19 protein-coding genes are annotated in these 22184 nt (G+C 71.9%); 14 read left to right on the forward strand and 5 right to left on the reverse strand.

The features are described from left to right. Nucleotides 1-142: 142 nt before the first annotated feature. Nucleotides 143-451 carry a chorismate mutase gene (locus tag ACFYZA_RS26755; RefSeq protein ID WP_382588995.1) on the reverse strand — a complete coding sequence of 103 codons (309 nt, stop codon included), beginning with the start codon at nt 449-451 and terminating at the stop codon, nt 143-145. Nucleotides 452-456: 5 nt separating this feature from the next. Further along, entirely contained in the window at nt 457-1344 is an 888-nt protein-coding gene (locus ACFYZA_RS26760) for a helix-turn-helix domain-containing protein (protein WP_382588998.1), read from the reverse strand. Between the two features lie 127 nt (nt 1345-1471). Between ACFYZA_RS26760 and ACFYZA_RS26765 the strand changes: the two genes are divergently transcribed. Next, nucleotides 1472-3232, forward strand: coding sequence for a beta-galactosidase family protein (locus ACFYZA_RS26765; protein WP_388493125.1), 1761 nt, complete (start codon nt 1472-1474; stop codon nt 3230-3232). Between the two features lie 177 nt (nt 3233-3409). Here ACFYZA_RS26765 and ACFYZA_RS26770 read toward each other — a convergent pair whose 3' ends face one another. Next, the gene (locus ACFYZA_RS26770) at nt 3410-6502 is read right to left on the reverse strand and encodes an endo-alpha-N-acetylgalactosaminidase family protein (protein ID WP_388493126.1); all 3093 of its coding nucleotides are present in this window, start codon (nt 6500-6502) and stop codon (nt 3410-3412) included. A gap of 1224 nt (nt 6503-7726) precedes the next feature. On the opposite strand from ACFYZA_RS26770, the gene ACFYZA_RS26775 reads away from it, so the two are divergent. The 6 genes from ACFYZA_RS26775 (at nt 7727) to ACFYZA_RS26800 (ending at nt 13389) form a co-directional block, all read left to right on the forward strand. Beyond that, nucleotides 7727-9322 carry a pyridoxal phosphate-dependent decarboxylase family protein gene (locus ACFYZA_RS26775; protein ID WP_388493128.1) on the forward strand — a complete coding sequence of 532 codons (1596 nt, stop codon included), beginning with the start codon at nt 7727-7729 and terminating at the stop codon, nt 9320-9322. Between the two features lie 40 nt (nt 9323-9362). After that, a complete protein-coding gene (locus ACFYZA_RS26780) occupies nt 9363-10919 on the forward strand; it encodes a hypothetical protein (protein ID WP_388493130.1) in 1557 nt (518 codons plus the stop codon). Between the two features lie 67 nt (nt 10920-10986). Next, nucleotides 10987-11496 carry a hypothetical protein gene (locus ACFYZA_RS26785; RefSeq protein ID WP_388493131.1) on the forward strand — a complete coding sequence of 170 codons (510 nt, stop codon included), beginning with the start codon at nt 10987-10989 and terminating at the stop codon, nt 11494-11496. 43 nt (nt 11497-11539) lie between these two features. Next, entirely contained in the window at nt 11540-12340 is an 801-nt protein-coding gene (locus ACFYZA_RS26790) for a hypothetical protein (protein ID WP_382589016.1), read from the forward strand. 33 nt (nt 12341-12373) lie between these two features. Next, entirely contained in the window at nt 12374-12811 is a 438-nt protein-coding gene (locus ACFYZA_RS26795) for a hypothetical protein (protein ID WP_382589019.1), read from the forward strand. A gap of 23 nt (nt 12812-12834) precedes the next feature. Then, nucleotides 12835-13389: a hypothetical protein gene (locus tag ACFYZA_RS26800; protein WP_382589022.1), complete on the forward strand. Its 555-nt coding sequence runs from the start codon at nt 12835-12837 to the stop codon at nt 13387-13389. A gap of 94 nt (nt 13390-13483) precedes the next feature. Here the strand turns inward: ACFYZA_RS26800 and ACFYZA_RS26805 are convergent, their stop codons facing one another. Continuing rightward, nucleotides 13484-14644 (reverse strand): sensor histidine kinase, encoded by a 1161-nt coding sequence (locus tag ACFYZA_RS26805; RefSeq protein WP_388493134.1) that lies wholly within the window; start codon nt 14642-14644, stop codon nt 13484-13486. A 7-nt stretch (nt 14645-14651) separates the two neighbouring features. After that, the gene (locus ACFYZA_RS26810) at nt 14652-15305 is read right to left on the reverse strand and encodes a response regulator (RefSeq protein WP_388493135.1); all 654 of its coding nucleotides are present in this window, start codon (nt 15303-15305) and stop codon (nt 14652-14654) included. Between the two features lie 123 nt (nt 15306-15428). Here ACFYZA_RS26810 and ACFYZA_RS26815 point away from each other — a divergent pair, with 123 nt between their 5' ends. The 7 genes from ACFYZA_RS26815 to ACFYZA_RS26845 all read left to right on the forward strand — a co-directional run bounded on the left by ACFYZA_RS26815 (nt 15429) and on the right by ACFYZA_RS26845 (nt 22164). Continuing rightward, nucleotides 15429-16358 (forward strand): hypothetical protein, encoded by a 930-nt coding sequence (locus ACFYZA_RS26815; RefSeq protein ID WP_388493205.1) that lies wholly within the window; start codon nt 15429-15431, stop codon nt 16356-16358. A gap of 373 nt (nt 16359-16731) precedes the next feature. Next, a complete protein-coding gene (locus ACFYZA_RS26820) occupies nt 16732-17943 on the forward strand; it encodes an ABC transporter substrate-binding protein (RefSeq protein WP_382589031.1) in 1212 nt (403 codons plus the stop codon). 10 nt (nt 17944-17953) lie between these two features. Further along, entirely contained in the window at nt 17954-18850 is an 897-nt protein-coding gene (locus ACFYZA_RS26825) for an ABC transporter permease (protein ID WP_382589034.1), read from the forward strand. Beyond that, the gene (locus tag ACFYZA_RS26830) at nt 18838-19707 is read left to right on the forward strand and encodes an ABC transporter permease (protein WP_382589037.1); all 870 of its coding nucleotides are present in this window, start codon (nt 18838-18840) and stop codon (nt 19705-19707) included. The genes ACFYZA_RS26825 and ACFYZA_RS26830 overlap by 13 nt, the downstream gene beginning before the upstream one ends. Then, the gene (locus ACFYZA_RS26835) at nt 19707-20756 is read left to right on the forward strand and encodes an ABC transporter ATP-binding protein (RefSeq protein WP_382589040.1); all 1050 of its coding nucleotides are present in this window, start codon (nt 19707-19709) and stop codon (nt 20754-20756) included. Before ACFYZA_RS26830 ends, ACFYZA_RS26835 begins: the two co-directional genes overlap by 1 nt. Beyond that, nucleotides 20753-21400, forward strand: a complete 648-nt coding sequence (locus tag ACFYZA_RS26840; protein ID WP_388493138.1) for an HAD family hydrolase — start codon at nt 20753-20755, stop codon at nt 21398-21400. Before ACFYZA_RS26835 ends, ACFYZA_RS26840 begins: the two co-directional genes overlap by 4 nt. Before the next feature lie 11 nt (nt 21401-21411). After that, nucleotides 21412-22164: a GntR family transcriptional regulator gene (locus tag ACFYZA_RS26845; RefSeq protein WP_382589046.1), complete on the forward strand. Its 753-nt coding sequence runs from the start codon at nt 21412-21414 to the stop codon at nt 22162-22164. Nucleotides 22165-22184: the final 20 nt, after the last annotated feature.

Consider the following 22184-nt stretch of genomic DNA (forward strand, 5'->3'; position numbering starts at 1 on the left):
CGCGCTCGCCTTGGTGCGGGCCCGCAGCAAGGCATTTCAGCCCGTCATGGGGGTCCCCCCTGGCCCTTGAGGCCTTGGGGGAGATTGAGGACGAGCGCCCTCAAGGCGCGAACGGGGGTCTGGGGGCGGAGCCCCCGGGGCTTCAGGACGACTTGGCGATGGTCTCGTGGTGCCTGATGACCTCGGCGATGATGAAGTTGAGGAGCTTCTCGGCGAAGGCCGGGTCGAGCTTGGCGCTCTCCGCGAGACGGCGCAGGCGGTCGATCTGCTCGGCCTCGCGCGAGGGGTCGGCCGGGGGCAGCTTGTGTTCGGCCTTGAGGTGGCCGACCTGCTGGGTGCATTTGAAGCGCTCCGCCAGCATGTGCACGACGGCGGCGTCGATGTTGTCGATGCTGTCGCGGAGCCTGCCCAGCTCAGCCTGCACGGAGGGGTCGATCGTGGTCATGGTCATCGAGCTTACGTGGCGTGGCCCGCGATGGTCGGGGGGTGTTCAGGATCCGGGATCCGGTGGCTCCAGCCGCCGGGTACGGCCCGGCCCTGCTGCTCGCGGAAGCGTACGGGTGCGATGCCGACGCGGCGCGTGAACAGGCGGGAGAAGTAGGCGGGGTCGTCGTAGCCGACGCGGCGGGCTATGGCCGCGACCGGCAGGTCCGTGGCGGCGAGGAGTTCCTTGGCGCGGCCCAGGCGGATGCCGAGGAGGTAGTCCTTGGGGCTGCATCCGGCGGCCCGGCGCACGGCGGTGCGCAGCTCGGCGGGGGTCATGCCGTGCCGGGTGGCGTGTTCGGCCACGGACAGGGGCTGGAAGGCGTCGCGGGCCAGGGCGTCGAGGACGGGGTCGCCGTCGGGGGCGACGTCGGCGCGGGCGCGGCGCAGCGCGACGAGGAGTTCGTGGACGGCGGCGGCGGTCTCGACCTCCAGGAGCGGGTTGCCGCGCCGGGCGGCCCTGGCGATGCGGCCGACGGCGGCGCGGGCGCCGACGGTGTCGCTGAGCGGCACGACGGGACGGTCGGGGTCGATGTAGCCGAGTTCGGTGTACGTGGTGGTGGCGGGCCCGCTGAAGTCGACGAACGACTCGTCCCAGCCGGTGGCGGGGTCGGGCCCGTAGTGGTGGGGGACGCCGGGGGTGAGCCAGATCAGGGCGGGCGCGGTGACGGCGACCTCGCGGCCGTCGGCGCCCCGGAACCAGCCGCTGCCGGCGCCGATGACGACGGCCACGTGGTGGTCGAGGGTGCGGGGGCCGACGGTGGGCAGGGTGCCGTGCTGGAGCCCGACCCCGAGGCAGACCAGGCCGAGCCGGTGGTGGGCGGGGCTCGGGGTGAAATACCGCATCCAGGTGTGATACATGCCCATTTCCGTTCTGTGCCGTTCCCCCTTGCGTCCAATCAGCGCCGATCTTTGTCCATGGACCGGCACCGCGCCAGGGGCGAGAGTGGCCGGGCACAGTGACCGAAACAGATGGGCGGGGCGGCCGGTGGGCGACTTCACCGTGGGGGACGAGGACTTTCTGCTCGACGGGCGGCCGGTGCGGCTGCTGTCGGGGGCGCTGCACTACTTCCGGGTGCACGAGTCGCAGTGGGGGCACCGGCTCGCGATGCTGCGGGCGATGGGTCTGAACTGCGTCGAGACGTATGTGCCGTGGAATCTGCACGAGCCGCGGCCGGGCGAGTACGAGGACGTGGCGGCGCTCGGCCGGTTCCTGGACGCGGCGCGGGCGGCCGGCCTCTGGGCAATCGTGCGGCCCGGTCCCTACATCTGTGCCGAGTGGGAGAACGGGGGGCTTCCGCACTGGCTGACGGGTCCGCTCGGCCGGCGGGCCCGCACGAACGACGCGGAGTATCTGGCGCACGTGGACCGCTGGTTCCGGGTGCTGCTCCCGCAGGTCGCCGAGCGGCAGATCGACCGGGGCGGGCCGGTGCTCATGGTGCAGGTGGAGAACGAGTACGGCAGCTACGGCACCGACCGGCGCTATCTGGAACACCTGGCGGGGCTGCTGCGCGACTGCGGCATCGCGGTGCCGCTGTTCACCTCGGACGGGCCCGAGGACCACATGCTGACCGGCGGCTCGCTGCCCGGTGTGCTCGCCACGGCGAATTTCGGCAGTGGGGCGCGCGAGGGTTTCGAGGTGCTGCGCCGGCACCAGCCGTCGGGGCCCCTGATGTGCATGGAGTTCTGGTGCGGCTGGTTCGACCACTGGGGCGCGGAGCATGTGGTGCGGGACGCGGCGGACGCGACGGCGACGCTGCGGGAGATCCTGGAGTGCGGGGCGTCGGTCAACATCTACATGGCGCACGGCGGCACCAACTTCGCCGGCTGGTCGGGGGCGAACCGGGCGGGCGAGCTGCACGTGGGCGCCCTGGAGCCGACGGCGACGTCGTACGACTACGACGCGCCGGTCGACGAGGCGGGGCGGCCGACGGAGAAGTTCTGGCGGTTCCGTGAGGTCCTCGCGGAGTACCAGGACGGCCGAACGCTGCCCGAACTCCCGCCCGCGCCGGTCGAGTTGACGGGCTCGTATGTGGTCGGCGCGGACGGCTGGGCGTCCCTGCCGGAGGTGATGGACGTCTTGGGCGGCGAGGAGCGGGAGGGGCCGGTGCCGCCGACGTTCGAGGAGGTGGGCGTCGACCGGGGGGTGGTCCGCTACCGGGTCGACGTCCCCGGGCCGCGTCAGCCGTACGCCCTCGGGGTGCTCGGGCTTCGCGATGTGGCGACGGTGTACGTCGACGGCGTACGCGCCGGGGTCCTGGACGCCGAGGACGCGACGCTGCCCGGGCCGGTGCCGGGGGGTGTCGCGGTCGAGCTGTGGGTGGAGTCCCTCGGCCGGGTCAACTACGGGCCGCGCGGCGGGGAGTCGAAGGGGATCACGGGCGGGGTGCTGCACGAGCGGCAGTACTTGCACGGGGTGCGGGCGCGGGGCCTGCGCCTGGACGCCCTCTCCGTCCCCGGGGTGACGAAGGTGCCCTTCGGGCCGGCGGGCTCGGCGGGTTCCGCCGGGCTGCACCGGGGTGCCGTGGACCTGCCGTCGGCGGGGGCCTCGTTCGCGTGGCTTCGGCTTCCGGGGTGGGGGCGGGGGTTCGTGTGGGTGAACGGGTTCTGTGTGGGCCGGTATTGGGGGGTCGGGCCGCAGCGGGGGCTGTACGTGCCGGGGGCGGTGTTGCGGGGTGGGGGCAATGAGGTGTGGGTGCTTGAGCTTGCGGGCGCGGAGGGGGCGGGGCCCGTCACCCTGGGCGCGTGACGCGTCCCGCCCCGGCGGGGCCGGTGCGGCCTCGTTCGGCTGCGGGCCGGGGGGGCTCGCGCGGTTCCCCGCGCCCCTAGCGGCGCCGGGTGCTGGGGCATCTTCAGCCCGTCCGGCGTTTGAGGACGAGCGCCCTTGAGGCGCGAACGGGGGTCTGGGGGCGGAGCCCCCAGGGGGTTACAGTTCGCGGGCCTCGAACGTGTCCAGGACGCATTCCGCCGACCCGTCGTCCCCGACCTTCCGCAGCCCCACCCACGCCACCCCCGCATCCGGCGCCGTGAACTCGTACGCGAACAGCGACGGCTCCGACACCGGGGCAAGCGCGACGCGGGTCAGTTCGCGAGGAGCCGGGGCGTCCACCCCGGTGATCCAGGCGTACTGGCCCGCCAGTTCGCACTCGTACCGGAAGGACACCCGGTACCGGCGCCCGGGCACGAAGCGGACCGTGTGGTCCACCGTCCGGTAGACCAGCCCCTCGTTCTCGCCCCGCGACTTCAGCGACTCCGTGCCGTCGACCACGTCGTCGATCGCCTTGCCGTTCCAGCCCCGCTGGGTGAACGGCGCGTGCCGCTGGGCGATGTGCGTGCGCGGGTCCGTGGAGCCGCCCGCGTCGCCCTTGACGAAGACGCCCCAGCCGGACGGCACGTTCTGGAAGTCCTCGTACGCGAGGGCCCCCGGCTTCGCGGTGGGCCGGGCCCGTACGACGCGGACGTTGTCGAAGCGGACCCGGGCCTCCCCCGCGTCGGCCCGCAGCGTGAGGGTGACGGGTCCGCCGCCGGACGGGACCGTGAAGGGGAGCGACATGCGCTGGAAGCGGGTGTCGTGCTTGCGGTCGGCGGCGACGTAGTTGCCCGCGGTGGAGGTGTCCGTCCAGTTCGTGGCGGTGACGCCGTCCGCGGTGCGGACGTCGAGCGCGGCCCGGCGCCGCTGCCCCGCCGTCTCGCCGACCTCGACCTGTACGGAGGCGGAGTACGTGCCGGGTGCGAGGCGGGCCAGGCGCTGGCTGACGGTGGCCGCTCCCCCGGCGGGCAGGACGAGTTCGTAGTCGCCGAGCGCGCTCAGGACGACCTTCGCGGTGCCCGTCACCCGCCATCCGTCCAGCGTGCCCGAGTTGAATCCGGGGTCGTGGAGCGGGGTGAACTGGCCCCAGGACGGCTCGGCTTGGGGGCGGGCGGGCCGGCGGAGCAGGACGTAGGGCTGTCCTGGGGCGGCGTCCGGGATGGTGACGGCGCCCGCGCGGACGGGGAGGTCGGCGACGTGCGCGCGGCCCTGGTCGGTCAGGCGGTAGAGGTAGGCCGTGCGCAGCCCGGTCCAGCCGCGCGGCAGGCGCCAACTGGTGCTGCCACCGGCCGGGTTGTAGTGGTAGAGCTTCGCCGGGTCGGTGGCGTCGCGGGGCTCCCAGGGCAGGAGGTAGGTGCCCGCGTCGTACACGAGACGGCCGTCGGTGGTGATGCGGCGCGCGCCGGTCGCGTCGGAGACGGAGGTGCGGGTGGGCCCGGCGAAGGTGATCTCGTGGTCGCTCCAGCGCACGATGGGCTGGGCCTGGAGGTATTTGGCGGGCAGCGACTCGGTCCAGATCAGCTCGTAGAACGTCTTCCAGTCGGTCTTGCCGGTCCAGCCCTCGAAGTTGCCCATGTGGGCGTGCCCGAGCAGGGTGGGCCACTTGTTCGCGAAGACGTCCTTCTGGTGGTGGCGGATGAAGCGGATGAGGCGGGAGTTGATGCCGCGCGAGGTGTCGGGGCCGTAGTCCGTCTCGTTGGCCCAGTGCGACCACAGCGAGGAGCGTTCCAGGCCGTGGGCCCATTCGGAGGCGACGAGCCAGCCCTGGTCGCGCAGGGCGCGCTGGAGGCGGTCGGAGGTCCAGCCGGATTCGCGGAACACGTCGAGGTAGATCGCGTTCAGGCCGCCGTCGGTGTCGCGGCGCAGGTCGGCGAAGCGCTTGACGATGTCGCCGGAGACCAGGTCGCGGCGCTGGTCGATGCGGTAGGACTGGTCGAGCCAGTCCCACTGCTGGTTGGCCTTGTCGACGAGGGTGTCGGAGAAGGCGTGGGCGACCGGGTAGGACTCGGTGGCGTTCACGTGGACGGCGAAGTCGCTGTTCCACTTCTTGCCCTCGCGGACCAGGGAGTTGAGGTCGTCGAGGCCGCCGGCCCGCTTGTTGTAGTTGCCCGCGTAGTCGGGGTGGGCCGAGTCGTGGCCCTCCGACTGGTAGCCCTTGAGCAGGGTGTACTGGCGCAGCCCGTCGGTGGCGAGCGAGATCCGCTTGACGTTGTCGAGGGTGGCCAGGAACGGGTTGGTGGCCTGCGAGGCGAAGTTGAAGGGGATGTGCGGGACGACCCTGAGGTGCTGGTCGTCGGCGCCGAGCGGGGTGACCATGATGTCGCGGAACGCGATGGCCGCGTCCTGCCAGTCGACGGCGCCGTCGCCGTTGCGGTCCCCGGTGACGATGACGGTGGCGTACGGGAGGGGTTCGGTGGCGCCGGTGGGGGCGGTCGCGGCACGGTGGGTCCACTGCCCGGGTGCCAGCTGCGCCTTGACGTAGCCGTCGCGCTTCAGGGTCTGGCGCCACAGCCGGCCGTTCTCCCAGGTCGCTCCGGGGGTGGCGTCGGGCTTGTCGTAGACGGTGTTGGTCTCGATGGCGCCGCCGAGGCCGTGGTGGGCGACGACCGCGTAGGCGCAGCCGGTGGGCTTGACGTCGGGGGCGGTGTCGGCGGCGGGGGTGATCAGGGTGTCGCCGCTCTTCGCCTTGTCCAACTGGAGCTGCGCGGCGAGGAGTTGGGCGCCGGGCTGGTCGCTGCGTACGGACAGCAGGGCGAGGCCGGGGATCCGCAGGGTGCCGACGCGCAGGGTGGCGGTGTCGTCGATGCGGGTGATGCGCCAGTCGACGCGGTGGCCGCTCACCCGGATCTCGGCGCCGATCTCGGTACCGCCGTCGAAGGCGAGTGTGTAGGTGACGCGGTCGCGTCCGGCGTGCGAGGTCACTTGGGGGGTGTGCGGGGTGTTGTCGATGAGGACGTCGGTGACGGGGTCCTCCTGGCCGTGCAGGACGGCGCCGGTCTCGCGGTCGGTGTACGACACGACGCGGGGGAAGGCGCTGTCGACGCGGACGTCGAGCGCGGAGGAGCGCAGCACCGTCTCCCCCGTCGGCCGGGTGGCGGCGAGCGCCGCCGAGGGGATGCCCAGGGCGGCTCCGGCCCCGGCGAGGGCGGTGGCCGCGACCACCGTCCTCCGGTTCGGCCCGTGCTGGTCCCCGTGCTGTTCGGCGTTCACGCTCGCTCCTTGTCGTGGCGGGTTCCGGTGGGGGCCAACGATGTTCCGCTGGGTGCGGGTGGGCCCATGGACAAAGGGGTGGGACGTGTTGGACTAACGGGTCGCGGTGGCCGGTGGGACGGAGGCCCGTCCGGGGCGGGCCGACGGATACCGGCCGCGCCCGGTGGCGTCCGGCGGACGCGCGGCACGACGTAAAGGATCTGCCGCTGGCCTATGCCACCGGCCGAACCGCCTGCTTCCCGCCGCGCGCCCCCGGAGAATTGCGGATTCGGCGTCGTCCGTAATGCGTTCCGGGCATCATCGAGCGCCTTGCTCCTTTTCGGACAGACTCCCCGAAACGACACGACTGGCGAATGCGAGCCCCTACCGTTGTTTCTGCGAAGCGCTGAACAGGGCAGGATCAGGACGCGGTCGGACCACCGCACACCTGACCGAACAGGAATTCGGTAAACGGTCGTGGAGTTCTTCGCGTCGGCGAGCGCTAGGGGGTGGGAGCCGGTGGTACGGGTGAAACGGAAGGGCACGAATGGGGGCGTTGCCCGGCAGGGCGCAAGGCGGCCCCGGGCTCGCGAACACCCCACGGACAGATGTCGCAACAGGGCAATGCCCGGCCCCGTCACCTGACGGTGAGCGCGGGGACCTTCCACCTCATCAGGCCGTGATTTCCTCCGCCGCACGAGCAGCACGGCCCGGACGAACCACCTGAACCGCCCGGGACTGTCCGGCTTTTCGGGTCTGGACGCACCACACGCCCCGTACGCACTGCACGCGACGCACGCCCCGTCCGAACCGCACAGCGCACAGCGCACACGAGCCGAACAGAATTCACCGGGATGTGGTCCGTCGCACCATTGACACGTGACGGTCCACTGGAGCGGCCCGGCCCTTCCTCGCCGGCGGGACATCTGCCGGATTCCACGGATTCCACGGCGGCGTTGTGGCCGCCCACCGACCCTCCGTTTCCCTTCGGTCTGCCATTCCGTTCCCCCCGCCCCTCTCCCCCCTCTCCCTTTCGATTTCCCTTTCGCATTCCCGCCGCGCCGTGCCGGCCCGCGGTCCCGCCTCTACCCCGCGGGCCCCGCGCATCGTCCCGCGACCGCGTCTCGACCAGACGCGTCCGGACCTTCCGGCCCTTTCCCGCGATCCTCGACGCTTGTCATTCGCCCCTTCAGCCTCTGGCCATCGCCATGCCCAAAAACGTCACCTTCTTCAGAGGAGATCCCGTTGACGGAATACCGGTCGGAGTATCCCTTCGGTGTGCGGAACGACGGCGCGGAGTCCGCCTCCGCGCAGGCGGCGCCCGGGTCCTCGCCGCCGCGTGCGACCGGAACGCTCGAAAGCGGCCTGCTGCTCGACGCGTTCGACGCCCAGCTCTTTCGCGAGCAGTCCGAGACCGTCGTGGCCAGGCTGGAGAAGCATCTGTCCGACGTGTCGATCAGAGGGCTGGACCTGACCGACCCCGCGGCGCTCACGGACGCGGCGCGGGCGCTGATGACGGCGGAGCGCACCAGGATCGAGGCGTTCGACGAGCGCAGACTCGCCGGGATCGTCGACCTGTACATCAAGACCGGCATCCAGGTGCATTCGCCCGGCTACATGGGGCGGCAGTTCTCGGGAGCCGTGCCGCTGTCCGGGGTGATCGACTTCGTGAGCTCGGTCGTCAACCAGCCGTCCTCGTTCTACGAGGCCGCCCAGCTCCCCAGCGTGGCCGAGCGGATCATGGCGGAGGAGCTGAACGCCTTCATCGGCTGGGAGCGGGACGGCTTCGCGATGGTGACGACGTCCGGAGGCTCGCTCGCCAATCTCACGGCGCTGCTCGCAGCCCGCAACCGGGCCTTTCCCGGATTCTGGTCCGAGGGCGGGGCGGGGCTCGCGGGCCGGCCGAGGCCCGCCGTGGCGGTCGGGGACGACGTCCACTACAGCGTGGCACGGGCGGCCGGGGTGATGGGCATCGGCGATGCGGGGATCGTGCGGCTCCCCCTGAACGAGCGGCACCAGATCTGTGTGGAGCGGGCGCGCGGGGTGCTGGACGCGGCCGAGCGACGGGGCCTGAAGGTGTTCTGCCTGGTGGCTTCGTCGGGCACTACCGCGATGGGCGCCTTCGACCCGCTGGACGAGCTCGGCGACCTCGCCCGCGAACGGGGCCTGTGGCTGCACGTGGACGGCGCCCACGGAGCGAGCCTGCTGGTGTCCGACGAGCTGCGGCACAAGCTGCGCGGGATCGAGAAGGCGGACTCCCTGACCTGGGACGCGCACAAGATGCTGTTCACGCCCGCGCCGTGCACGCTGCTGTTCTACCGGAACAAGGAGAACAGCCTGGGAGCGTTCCGTCAGCGGGCGAGTTACGTGTTCGACGAGGAGCCCGACATCTATACGGCGCTCGACAGCGGCGAGAAGAACTTCGAATGCACCAAGCGCCCGATGATCATGCCGTTGTGGACGCTGTGGGCCGTGTACGGCAGGGCACTGTTCGCGCGGAAGATCGAGTATCTGTGCCGGCTGACGGCCGACGCCCATCATCTCCTGCTACGGGAAAGCGACTTCGAGACGCTGCACCGCCCGGAGGCGAACATCCTGTGCTTCCGGTATCGGCCCCCGGGGCTCGACGACGAGGATGTGCACGAATTCCAGGTGGAGATCCGCGACCGGATCAAATCCGAGGGGAACTTCTTCATCTCGAAGGTCGACGTGGGCGAAGTCGCCGCTCTGCGCGTCGTCATGATGAACCATCAGGTCACTTCCGAGCACTTCCGCATGCTGCTCGGCGAAATCCGCAGGGTCGGACGGGATCTGCTCCGTCAGGAACGGCCGTCCCGGTGAAGAGGAACGGAATGCACCCGTGAGGAAGGAAGGGCCGTCAATGACATCAGTGTACGAGCCGCAGTCCCAGGTGGCGCCCTCGGATGCCGCGGAGCTGGCGGGCCGGCTCATACCGGACTGGGAAGTGAAGCCGGGGTCCGCGGCGGTCGTTCCGCATCTCGACTCGTTCGCCGGGAAGATCCGCGCATGCGAGCAGATCTGCCGGACCCCGTACAGCGAGATCCCGCACGACATGCAGAACGCGCTGACGCTGCGCCGGCTCCAGCAGATGGTCAACACATGCCTGCTGAATCCTCTGTGGCGGGACCGGCTCACCGAGGGCGGCGTCACGGGCGCGCCGGCCACCTTCGAGGAATGGCAGCGCATTCCGCTGTCCGACAAGGACACCCAGCGCGACTTCTTCATGGGAGAGCGCCCGGGAATGGTGGTACCGCTCGGCCACGGCGGATTCGAGGTCGTGGCGAGCGGCGGCACCAGTGGCGGCCGTCCGCTGGAAATCGTTTACTCCCTGCGGGAGTTGCGCGACACCTATGAGATCGCCGGCCATTTCATGGGGACCTATCAGCTCGCGGCGTATCTGCGGGGCACCGACCCCAAGTGGCTGTACACCACGCTGGCCGACTACCAGATGTGGAGCAGCGGCACCATGGTGGGCGGTGTTCTGCAGAACGTGCCGGGCGTCAACTACATCGGGGCGGGGCCGGTCTCCGCCGGGGTGCTTGAGCACATGTTCTCCTACCCGGGACCCAAGGCCCTGATGGGCATCACGGCGGGCATCGCGATCCTCGGCGAACTGGGCGCAGGGCTGAGCCGTGAGGCCCGGGACAGCTTCCGGGTGGCTCTGTACGGCAGCGGGGTGCTGCCGCAGCGCAAGCGGGCCGAGCTCCAGGCGATGTATCCGAACCTGGCGATCCTCAGCTATTTCGCGGCCACCCAGGCCGAGACTATCGGTCTCCAACTGCGCGCCGAATCACCGTACTTGGCGTCGGTCCCGGGCCTGCACCTGGTGGAGATCGTGGACGAGGAGGGCCGCTGGGTCGACGACGGCGAGGAGGGGGAGCTCGTCGTGACGCGGCTGCACGCCCATGAGGCGCCGTTCCTGCGGCTCAAGCTCGGCGACCGGATGATCCGCCGGCCCCGTCTGGACGGGCCGGGGCCCAAAACGTCTCAGTTCGAGTTCGCGGGGCGCACCGGTGACGTGCTGCACCTGGCCGACAGCCAGTACTCGGCGGCCCGCGCCTATGACGCGCTGCGCGAGGAGCTGAGCGCGGCGACCGGGGTCGACCTGGACGAGGCGGCGCACGAGGTGCAGTTCGTCAACCACCGCGAGGAGCGCCTCATCACGCTGTTCGCCGCGGTGGACGACGTGCCGGGGCTGAGCTTCCGGTTCGACCGGGCGCTCGGGCCGTACGGGCTCCAGCGCGTGTTCGTCAACGCGGTGCCGCGGGCGCTGTCCCTCTTCAACCAGGGCGAGGCGAACCCGCAGTCGGTCGAGCGGACCGGCTACCGCTTCCAGGTCGTGTTCGTCCCGCGCTCCTCCCCCGAGATCGAGCGGACGGCGGTCGGAAAGGTGCCGCTGGTGCGGGACCGGGGCTAGGACACGGCGCACGCGCGCGGCGCACGGCGCACGGACGTATCGGCAGGACACGAGAACAGGAGTGAGGATGAACCCGAAAGTCAGCATCGTCGTGGTGGTGGACGTCATCGGGGCGCTCTCGGACGGCACCCTGCGCAACGGCAACCTCTGCATGATCGACGACGGCGAGCAGAGCACCGGTCAGGGGACGCCCGAGCTGTGCACGGTCGTCCAGCCCGGCCAGGTCGTCACCTGGTCGGCGCTCGCGGTCGACCTGCAGACCCCGGTCGAGATCAAGAGCATCACGTTCCTCGACCCGGATGCGGAGGACGGTGACGCGGACGCCGCACCGGCCCCGGAACGCACCGAAGACGTGGCGGGCACCCGGAACACGGGCGCCGGAAGCGAGCGGAACGGGCACGGCCCCGAACGGAACGGGCACGCCCCCGAGCGGCACAACCCCGAGCTGGAGGTGTGGAGCGGGGTGGTGCCCCATCTGGCACCGGGGGTGGCCCACCAGTACCGCCTCGAAGTGCAGATGTACGAGGGCGAGCACAGCACCCTGCACATCGCGTCGCCCGCACTGATGTGCCGGTGACCGCGGGTCCGGCGAGCGGAAATCCAAAGAGGAAGGTGGGCTCATGCCCCAGCAGTTAGCGGTCATCGTGCTCGTGGACGTCGGCAACGCGCTGGAGTCCAGGACGCTGGAAGGCAACACGTACCTGTTCGACAACATGAAGTTGCAGGGCTCCGAGAACCAGGGCACCGGCGAGCTGGTCACGGCGATCAACGGTTCCTACTGGAGCGACGGTTCACAGGCCAGCGAGCAGGTCCTCAACTGGCTTCCCTACAGCCTGGGTTCGATCCCGCCGACGGTGCCGCGCGGCTACGAGGCGGAGCGGGCCCGGCAGACGGACGAGCAGGCGCTGACCGAACTCGACCGCTTGGCGGCGACGTCGGGCACGACCGGTGTGGACGCGGCGACCGAGCTGAGCCGCATCCGGCAGAGCGCGGGCCGGCGCGTGAAGACGACCCGGCGCACCCGGGGCCGGCTCTCGGGCCAGAAGGTCCTGGACGTGACGGGCAACGTGGTGTCCGACGGCGGTACGCAGGCGCACAGTTACCCGGCGCCGGTGATCACCGACATCTACGGGCAGGCCGTCGACGAGAAGGTCATCTATCCCGCCGAGTACGGCTCCCCGGACCTGGTGACCGACGGCTGGTACTGGTCGGCGACGGTCGACACCTCCCGGCCGGGCACCTACGCGTACACGATGCGGATCCAGCTCCACCAGCTGGTGGAGCAGGGCGGCGAGACGCTGTGGGAGCCGGTGAACCTGACGTGCGAGTCGAAGATCCGGGTCACCACGGAGCCCAAGCGCAACGCCTTCACCAAGGCGGGCCTCGGTCTGCTGCCCGTGCCGCCGCGCGCGTTCTCGTAGACCCCCCTGACCGGCAAGGACGAGGAGGAGCAGATGACGACGAAACCGAGGCCTAGGCAGAGCGTGGCCACCGCCGGGCGGCCGATCTCCATCACCGCCGTGGTGGACTGCGTGGGGGCACTGGCCTCCCACAGCGTGCACGGCCACCTGTATCTGTACGACACCAACAAGGCGGGCGGCTCGACCGGGTTCGGCACCGAGGAGCTGCGCACCAAGGTGCGCCGCGGTGACAAGCTGCTGTGGAACGTGCTGGCCCTGGAGTGCGAGGCGTTCGTCAGCATCGACGACATCGTGATCGACCGTGCGGTGGTCGAGCCGGAGCGCAGGACCTATCCGGGCACCGATGTCGCGTACTGGATCGGCACGGTGAAGCGGGACGCCGTCCTGGACACGCCGTACCGGATCAAGTTCCGGGTGGGCACGAGGAGCGAGCCCATCACGACCACGCTGTCACCGGCCCTGTTCGGCTGAACGCCGTGTCCGAAGGAGGAGCGTTGAGCACCAGTACGCGCACCAGCGAGGTGGAGAAGCAGAACCCCGGCCAGCTGAACTCCGTGCAGCTGAACATCGTGACGCTCGTGAACATGGAGCGGGCCGTGCGGACGGGTTCGCTGACGGACTCCCTGTTCATGATGGACAACAGCGTGGGCGGCACCGGCCAGGGCACCCACCGGCTGGAGACCGTCTGCAAGCAGGGCCAGGTCCTGAACTGGATCATCCGGCCGGTCGACATGGAGAAGCGCCTCGACGGCACCTGGCCGCCGATGCCGAAGATCAGCAGCCTGGTCTTCCTCGACACCGAGAAGGGGGACGAGGAGGACGTCAGCGAGCGGAAGATCTGTACCGAGCTGAAGATCTACGGGATGCCGGACCGGATGCGCGACCCCTTCACCCCCGTCTACTACTACTGGGCCGGCACGGTTCTGAGCACCACGCGGCCCGGGGTGTACCGCTACCGGCTCGTGGTGGAGCTGGAGCAGGACGGCAAGAAGGAGAAGGTGTATCTGAACACCGTCGAGCATCCTTCGATCCGGGTGCTCGCGGTCTGACCGGCCCCCCTGCCGCCCCGGCCGCCCCCGCACCGGTGGCCGGGGTACGGGCGGGTCCGACGGGTCCGGTCGCCCCGGCCCGCCGGGCCCTCCCCTAGAGCCGTGCGCGGGGGTCGTCGTCGAGCGGGAGGACAGCGGTGATGTGCCAGCCGCCCTCGGGCGCGGGGCCGGCGGCGAGCGTGCCGCCCATCGCGGTGACGCGTTCGGTCAGGCCGGCCAGGCCGAAGCCGCCGCCACGGGCCTGTTCCGCGAGGGCGACCGCGCTGGATCCGTCGTCGGACACGCGCACTTCGAGGCCGCTCCCGGTGGTGCGGATGCCGATGCGTACGGCGGTGGCGTCCGCCGCGTGCTTGCGTACGTTGGTCAGCGCTTCGCGCACCACGCGGTGGGCGAGGGCCGCGGCGTCCCCGGGCAGCCGCTCCTCCAGGCCGGTTTGGAGGTAGAGGACGGCCGGGGGTCCGGCCCGGGAGAAGCGGGCGGCGAGTTCGCGGACCTGGGCGATGCCGGCGACCGGCTCGGTCTCGGGGTCGCCCTCGCGCAGCACCCGCACCAGGCGGCGCATCGCGCCGAGCGCCTCGCCGCCGGCCTCCTCGATGCGGGCGAAGGATTCGGCGGCGCGTTCGCCGGAGGCGGCGGTGAAGCGGGCGGCCTGCGCCTGGACGACGATGCCGGTGACGTGGTGGGCGATCAAGTCGTGCAGTTCGCGGGCGAGTTCGATGCGTTCGGCGGTGCGCACGGCTTCCAGGTCGCGGACGCGCTGGCCCGACTGGGCGCGCATCAGGAGCGAGAACGCGCTGACCACCACGGCGAGGACCGCGAAGAGCAGCGTGAACCGGCCGGGCTGGGCGTCGCGTACCGGGGCCGCCACACAGCCGAGGCCGAGGACCGGGCCGAGGACGGCGGCGGTGCGGGCGGGCGCGTACAGCAGGACGGAGGAGAGCAGCACCAGGAGGGCGATCGCCTCGCCCATGCCCCAGACGGCCTGGGGCCGGTCGGCGAGGAGCAGGGCGGTGCCGGTCCAGCTGACGGCGGCCGCGGTCCAGGCGCGCGGGACGAGCGGGACCTTCGCCCAGGGCACCGCGCACAGGCACACCACGATCCCGGCGCTCCACACGATGGCGTGCGGCCGGGTGGGCTGGCGGGCGAGGGCGATGCCCTCGTAGGTGACGAGGGCGACGAGGACGGCGGCGAGCAGCGGGCGGGCGCAGGCGGCGGCCCGGGGGTGGCGGCGCAGCCAGCCGCGTACGGGGCTCACGCGGGCCTCACGCGGCGCTCGTGGCGAGTCCGCTCTCCCAGGCCCAGGCGGCGATCTCGACGCGGTTGCGGGCGCCGAGCTTGCCCTGGACGTTGGCGAGGTGGGTCTTCACGGTGGACAGGGAGACGTACAGTTCGCCGGCGATCTCGGCGTTGGTGGCGCCACGGGCCAGGCAGCGTACGACGTCGCGTTCGCGTTCGGTGAGCGGCTCGACGGGTTTGCGTGCGCCGTCGGCGGGGCGGGCGGAGGCGAGTTCCCTCAGGAGCCGCACGGTGATGGCGGGCGAGACGAGGGAGTCCCCGGCGGCCGCGGCGCGTACCGCTTCGACGAGCATTTCGGGGCTGGCGTCCTTGAGGAGGAAGCCGCTGGCGCCGCCGTGCAGCGCGGCGTGGACGTATTCGTCGAGGTCGAAGGTGGTGCAGATGACGATGCGGGGGCGGTCGCGGCCGGCCAGGCGGCGGGTGACTTCGAGGCCGTCGAGGCCGGGCATGCGGATGTCGAGGAGCAGCACGTCGGGCTGGAGGCGTTCGACGGCTTCGAGGGCGGCGTGCCCGTCGACGACGTCGGCGAGGACCTCGATGTCGGACCTGCTCTCCAGGATCATGCGGAACCCGGTCCGGACCATTTCCTGGTCGTCCGCGATGACCACTGTGATCGACATGCCCCTATATGACCAGGTTCGGCCGGAGGCCCGCAAATTCGGGGCGCCCGGCCGGGCCGGGGCGGGCGGCGTGCGGTCCCTTGCGCGGAGGGCCCCCTGCGCGGACGGCCCGCTTACAGTGGAATCCGGTCCGTGGTCCGCAACGGGGGTGGCAGCGTGGGTGTCGCGTCGAGCCCGGTCGTGCACGGCTATCCGCACCTGGCCACGGTGCGTGCGGCCATCACCGCGCTGCACCGGCGCCTCTCCTACGACGGGCTGCACGGGTACGCGACGAGCGTGCTGCCCGCCGATGTGGCCTTCGCCGACGACGACGACCTGCATCTGGGTGCCCAGCGGGTGGCCCACGCGCTGGTGCGGCACCTGCATCTGCCGGATGCCCGGATGATCGTGGGGTTTCGCGAGATGCGGCACGCGGCGAGCGTCGAACTGGCCGCGGGGCCCGAGTACTTCATCGAGCTGAACGACCGGTTCCGCAGCCATCGCCGGGACGTCGGGGCGGCGCTCGCGCACGAGATCACGCACGTGCTGCTGCACCGCCTGAACCTGACGTTCCCGGGCACCCGCGACAACGAGATCCTCACGGACACCGTGACCACGTATCTGGGCGCGGGCTGGCTGCTGCTCGACGCGTTCCGCGAGGACGGGGTGTCCAGCCAGAAGCTGGGCTATCTGACCCCGGAGGAGTTCGGGTACGTGCTCGCCAAGCGGGCCGAGCTGTTCGGCGAGGATCCCTCGCCGTGGTTCACCAGTCCGCAGGCCTGGCCCGCGTACACGGCGGGTGCGGTGCTGGCCCGCCGGGACGGGCAGCAGCCCCCGCTGACCGCGGCGGGCTGGGCGGGCCGCCGGCGCTACGCCAAGGACCGCCGTCACGCCCAGGAGCACGGCTCCGCACCGGCGGACCCCGGCACCCCCTACTCCTTCGAGCCCGGCCCGGACGGCCTACGGGTCCGCTTCGCCTGCCCGACCTGTCACCAGCGGATCAGGGTGGCGGTGCGGGGGCGGGTGCGGGTCCGCTGCGGGCTGTGCCGCACGGTCCTGGAGTGCGACACGTAGCCCCTCGCGGGGGTGCGGGGCCCCTGCGGGGGTGCGCGCCCCCGGGCTTTCCCCCACCCCGCCCCTTCCCGAGACCCTCCGGGGGAATAGTGCGTCGGCTGCGGACCGTGCGTGGCTGGTCGCGCAGTTCCCCGCGCCCCTGTAGGTGACCCCGAATGACTCAGTGCTGGCCAGCACGAGCACCTTCAGCCCGTCCGGCGTTTGAGGACGAGCGCCCTTGAGGCGCGAACGGGGTCTGGGGCGGAGCCCCAGGGGCCGGAACCAGCCAACGCCGGGTCACGGGCGGCCGGGCAACCCCCCGCCCGGATCCGTCCGCCAACCGCATCACCCCCGCCGCCCGGCGTTAACCGGCCAGACACCCACCCCCTCCGTAATGGAGTTGTCTGTACAACAGTTGTCCGTACAACTTGGAGCTCCCGTGATCGCCCCCCGCATACGCACCGCAGGCCTCGCCGTGACCCTGGCCGCCTCCGCGTTCGCCCTCGCCGCCTGCGGCGCCAAGTCCGGGGCGTCCAGCGCCGCGGCCGACTCAGGCAAGGGCGGCCAGAGCCTCGCGACCGCCGCCTCCGCGCAGGACGCGGGCGGCATGGACGCCCTGGTCGCCGCCGCGAAGAAGGAGGGCACGCTGAACGCGATCGCCATCCCGCGCGACTGGGCGAACTACGGCGCGGTCATCGACGGCTTCCAGAAGAAGTACGGCGTGAAGGTCTCCGTCGAGAACCCCGACGGGGCCAGCGCCGACGAGATCAACGCCGTCAAGACCCGCAAGGGCCAGGACCGCGCCCCCGACGTCCTCGACCTCGGCGCCTCCTTCGCGCAGTCCGCGGGCGAGCAGGGCCTGACCGCCCCGTACAAGGTGGCGGGCTTCGACAAGATCCCCGCGGCCCAGAAGGACGCGCAGGGCCGCTGGTTCAACGACTACGGCGGCTATGTCTCCATCGGCTGCGACGCCGGCCGCGTCAAGGTGTGCCCGACGACGTTCGCCGATCTCCTCAAGCCGGAGTACAAGGGCCAGGTCGCGCTGAACGGCAACCCCACCAAGTCCGGTTCGGCCTTCGCCGGGGTGTACGCGGCGTCCCTCGCCAACGGCGGCTCGCTCGACGACATCCAGCCGGGCCTCGACTTCTTCGCCAAGCTGAAGAAGGCCGGGAACTACAACCCGGTGGAGTCGACCCCGGCCACGGTCGAGAAGGGCGAGACCCCGATCAGCATCGACTGGGACTACCTGAACGCCGGCTACGCCGACCAGTTCAAGAGCAAGGGCCTCGACTGGAAGACCGCTGTCCCCTCCGACGGCGTCTACGCCCAGTACTACTCGCAGGCCATCAACAAGGACGCCCCGCACCCGGCGGCCGCCCGCCTGTGGCAGGAGTACCTGTACTCGGCCGAGGGCCAGAACCTGTGGCTGAAGGGGTACGCCCGCCCGGCGCTCATGGCCGCCATGGACAAGGACGGCACGCTCGACAAGGCCGCCGCCGCCAAGCTCCCGCAGGTCTCCGGTACCCCGACGTTCCCCACCGAGGCGCAGAACACCAAGGCGAAGACGACCCTCGCGGGCGGCTGGGCCAAGGCGATCTCGGGCTGATCACTCCATCATGACTGTCGCCACCACCACCTCAACGCCCGCTGCGGCGACGGCAGTTGAGCGGCCGAAGGAACGCCGGGGCCGCAGGCGCCCCGGCGCCTGGCTCGCCGCGCTCCCGCTGCTCGCCTTCGTCGCGCTCGCCTTCGGCCTGCCGGCCCTCGCCATGCTGAACGGCGCGCTGTCCGTCGACGGCTCGTACGGGCTCGGCAATCTCAGCCAGTCCGTGCACGGCGCGTACTGGACGGCGCTGCTCGGCAGCGTGAAGCTCGCCGCCACGACCGCCGCCATCGCGGCCGTGCTCGGGCTGCTGCTCGCGCAGGCCGTCGTCACCTCGCGCGGCAGGGCGCTGCGCGAGGCCGTGCTCACCGCCTCGGGGGTGCTCGCCAACTTCGGCGGGGTGCCGCTCGCCTTCGCGTTCGTCGCCACCCTCGGCAACGCGGGCGTCCTGACCACCAAGCTGGGCCTGGCCGACCACGGCTGGAGCCTCTACAGCTTCTGGGGGCTGGCCCTGACCTATCTGTACTTCCTCATCCCGCTGATGGTGCTCACGGTGGCGCCGGCCCTGGACGGGCTGCGCCCGCAGTGGCGCGAGGCCGCCCGGAGCAGTGGGGCGAGCACCTGGCAGTACTGGCGCCACGTCGGTGTCCCCGTGCTGCTGCCGACGCTGCTCGGCGGCTTCGTGCTGCTGTTCGGCAGCGCGTTCGCCGCGTACGCCACGGCCGCCTCGATGGTGGGCAGTTCGGTGCCGCTCGTCACCATGCAGATCGCGGACGCGCTGTCCGGCAACGTGCTGGTGGGCCAGGAGAACGTGGCGCTCGCGCTCAGCCTCGACATGGTGATCGTCGCCCTCCTGGTGATGGCCGTCCATCTGCCCCTCCAGCGAAGGAGCGCCCGATGGCTCGCCTGACGCATCCCCTGCGCCCCTGGCGCGGCGCGGTCCTGCTGGTCGCCGGGGCCTACTTCGCGGTGCCGCTGCTCGCCTCGCTCGTGTTCACCGTGGACGTGCCCGGGCAGGGCTTCACCCTGGACTCGTACACGCAGATCTTCGGCGCCGACGGGTTCACCGCGGCCCTGCTGCGATCGCTCGGGCTCGCGCTCGCCACGGTCGCGCTCGCCCTGCTCCTGACGGTGCCGGCCGCGCTCGCGGTGCGGCTCTCCGGCTCGGGGCGGCTGCGCGCGGTGCTCGAAGTGGTGTGCACGCTGCCGCTCGTGGTGCCGCCGGTCGCGCTGGTCGCGGGCCTCGGCACGGTCCTCAAGTGGGGCCCGGACCATTTGGCGACGACCCCGCTGTACGAGACGTTCGTGGCGATCCAGAACCCGTCGTTCCCGCTGGTGCTCGTCTTCGCGTACGTCGTGATGGCGCTGCCGTTCGTGTACCGCTCCCTGGATGCGGGTCTGCGGGCCGTGGAGGTGCGCACCCTCGTGGAGGCGGCCCGCGATCTGGGCGCGTCCTGGCCGCGGGCGCTGTTCGCGGTGGTGCTGCCGAATCTGCGCACCGCGCTGCTCAACGCCTCGTTCCTGGCGCTGGCCCTGGTGCTCGGCGAGTTCACGGTCGCGTCGCTGCTCGGGTTCCAGCCGTTCGCGGTGTGGATCGTGCAGGCCTCCGGCGCCAACGCCCAGCTGTCGGTGGCCGTTTCGCTGCTCAGCCTGCTCCTCACCTGGGGGCTGCTGCTCGTCCTGACCGGCCTCGCCCGCACCCGGGGCAGGCGCGGCGCCCGCACGACGGGCGCGACCCGCACGATTCGTAAGAAGGAAGCCGTCTGATGACCACCGCACCGCCGCGCACCGGCACCGCCCTCACGATCCGGGGCCTGCGCCGCACGTTCGGGCCGACCGTGGCCCTGGACGGGCTCGACCTCGATGCCGCGCCCGGTGAACTCCTGGCGCTGCTCGGCCCGTCGGGCTGTGGCAAGACCACCGCGCTTCGCGTTCTCGCTGGCTTCGAGCGGCCCGACGCGGGCGAGGTGCTGCTCGACGGCGAGGACATCGTGCCGGTGCCGGCCAACCGGCGCGACACCGGGATGGTCTTCCAGTCGTACAGCCTCTTCCCGCATCTGAGCGCGGCCGACAACGTGGCGTTCGGGATGCGCATGCGCAAGGTTCCGGCGCCCCAACGCCGTTCCCGGGCGGCCGAGTTGCTGGAGCTCGTCGGCCTGCCCGAGCACGGCGACCGCTTCCCGCACCAGCTGTCCGGCGGGCAGCAGCAGCGGGTCGCGCTGGCCCGTGCGCTCGCCCTCCAGCCGAGGCTGCTGCTCCTGGACGAGCCGCTCTCCGCCCTGGACGCCAAGGTCCGCGTCCAGCTGCGCGAGGAGATCCGACGGCTCCAGCTGGAGCTCGGCATCACGACCGTGTTCGTCACCCACGACCAGGAGGAGGCCCTGTCGATGGCCGACAAGGTCGCGGTGATGCGCGGCGGACGGCTCGAACAGTGCGCCGCCCCGGCCGAGTTGTACGACCGTCCGGCGACCGCGTTCGTGGCCTCGTTCATCGGCACGATGAACCGGGTCCCCGGCACGGTCACCTCCGACGGCCTCGCCGAGGTCCTCGGCGTACGCCTGCCGGTGGACGGACCGGCGACGGGCTCGGTGTTCCTGCTGCGCCCGGAGGCCCTGGAGGTGACGGAGGGCGGCCCCGACACGGTGCTCAGCAGCGCCTTCCACGGTGCGAGCACCCGCCTCTCGGTGCGCCTCGCGGACGGCACCGAGGTCAAGGCCGACCTGCCCTCGCACGCCGCCGGTTCGTTCGGCGCGGGCGCCCGCGTCACCGTGGCACCGCAGCGGCGGCCCGTGCTCGCGGCCGGTGAGGCGGCATGAGCGGGCTGCGGGCGGTCCTGTTCGACATGGACGGCACCCTCGTCGACACCGAGGAGGCGTGGGTCGAGGTGGTCGAGCAGGTCGCGGCCCGCTACGGGCACGCCCTGGAGGGCGAGCGGCGCCGGTCGGTGTACGGGCGCTCGGTGGAGGACACCGCCGAGCTGCTGCACGTCTTCCTCGGCGTCCCGCGCGAGCGGCTGGCCAAGGAGCTGGGCGCCGGCTTCACCGCGCGCCTCGCCGACGGCGCCGAGCCCCGGCCCGGAGCGCTCCAACTCCTGCGTGCTTTGCGGGAGTCGGGGGTTTTGACCGCTCTGGTGTCGGCGTCGCCCCGGGCGATCGTGCGCCGGGTGGCGACCTCCCTGGACGGCCACCGCTTCGACGCGGTGTACGGCGCCGAGGACACCGCGCGCACCAAGCCCGCGCCCGACCCGTATCTGGCGGCGGCCGCGGCGCTCGGCGCGGACCCGGCGCGCTGTGTCGCGGTCGAGGACACCGCGACCGGCGTCGCCTCGGCGGAGGCGGCGGGCTGCGCGGTGCTCGCGGTCCCGTCGGTGGAGCCCATCGCGCCCGCGGCGGGCCGCACGGTGGTGACTAGTCTGGAGGAGGCGGACCTGACCTTGCTCCGCTCACTGATTGGCAGTTGAGGGGGGCCGGGGTGTCCAGCAAGTCGCCGCTCTACCGGAAAGTGGCCGGGGATCTGCGGACCGCCATAGCGGCGGGCGAGTACGGTTCGGGCGCGCGGCTGCCCGCCGAGGACGAACTCGCCCGCCGCTACGGCGTGTCCCGGGGTACGGTCCGCCAGGCGCTCGCGGCGCTGCGCGCGGACGGTCTGGTGACCTCGCGGCGCGGCGCGCGGCGGGTGGTGCTCGGCGGGGCGGCCCGGCTGCAGAGCTTCGCGGAGCTCAGGTCGTTCTCGCGGTGGGCCCGTTCGCTGGGCGAGGAGCCCGGCGGGCGCACCGTGGCCGTCGACCCGGCGCGCGCCACCGAGGAGGAGGCGCACCATCTCCAAGTGCCCGCTGAGGCACGGGTGTTCAGGGTGCGCCGGGTGCGTACCCTGTCCGGCGCGCCGGTGATGGTGGAGCGCACCACCTACCCGGAGCGGATCGGTGAGCTGGTGGCCGCGCTGCCGGTGGACGCGGTGTCGCACTCCGAGCAACTGGAGCTGCACGGCGTGCTGTTCACCGATGCCCATCACACCATCGACGTGCTGCCCGCGGACCCGGACGACGCCGAGCTGCTCGGCTGCCCGCCCGGTCTGGCGCTGCTGCGCGAGCGCCGCCGCTCCACCGATCCGGCGGGCACTCCGGTGGAGTGGTCCGAGGACCGCTATCTGCCGGGGACGGTGGCGTTCACGGTGCACAACTCGACGGCGACCAGCGCCCTCGGGCGCCGGCTCGGCGAGGACTGAGCGCCCGCCGGGCCGGGCGG

It is taken from the genome of Streptomyces sp. NPDC001828 (assembly GCF_042892175.1).
Lineage (GTDB): Bacteria > Actinomycetota > Actinomycetes > Streptomycetales > Streptomycetaceae > Streptomyces.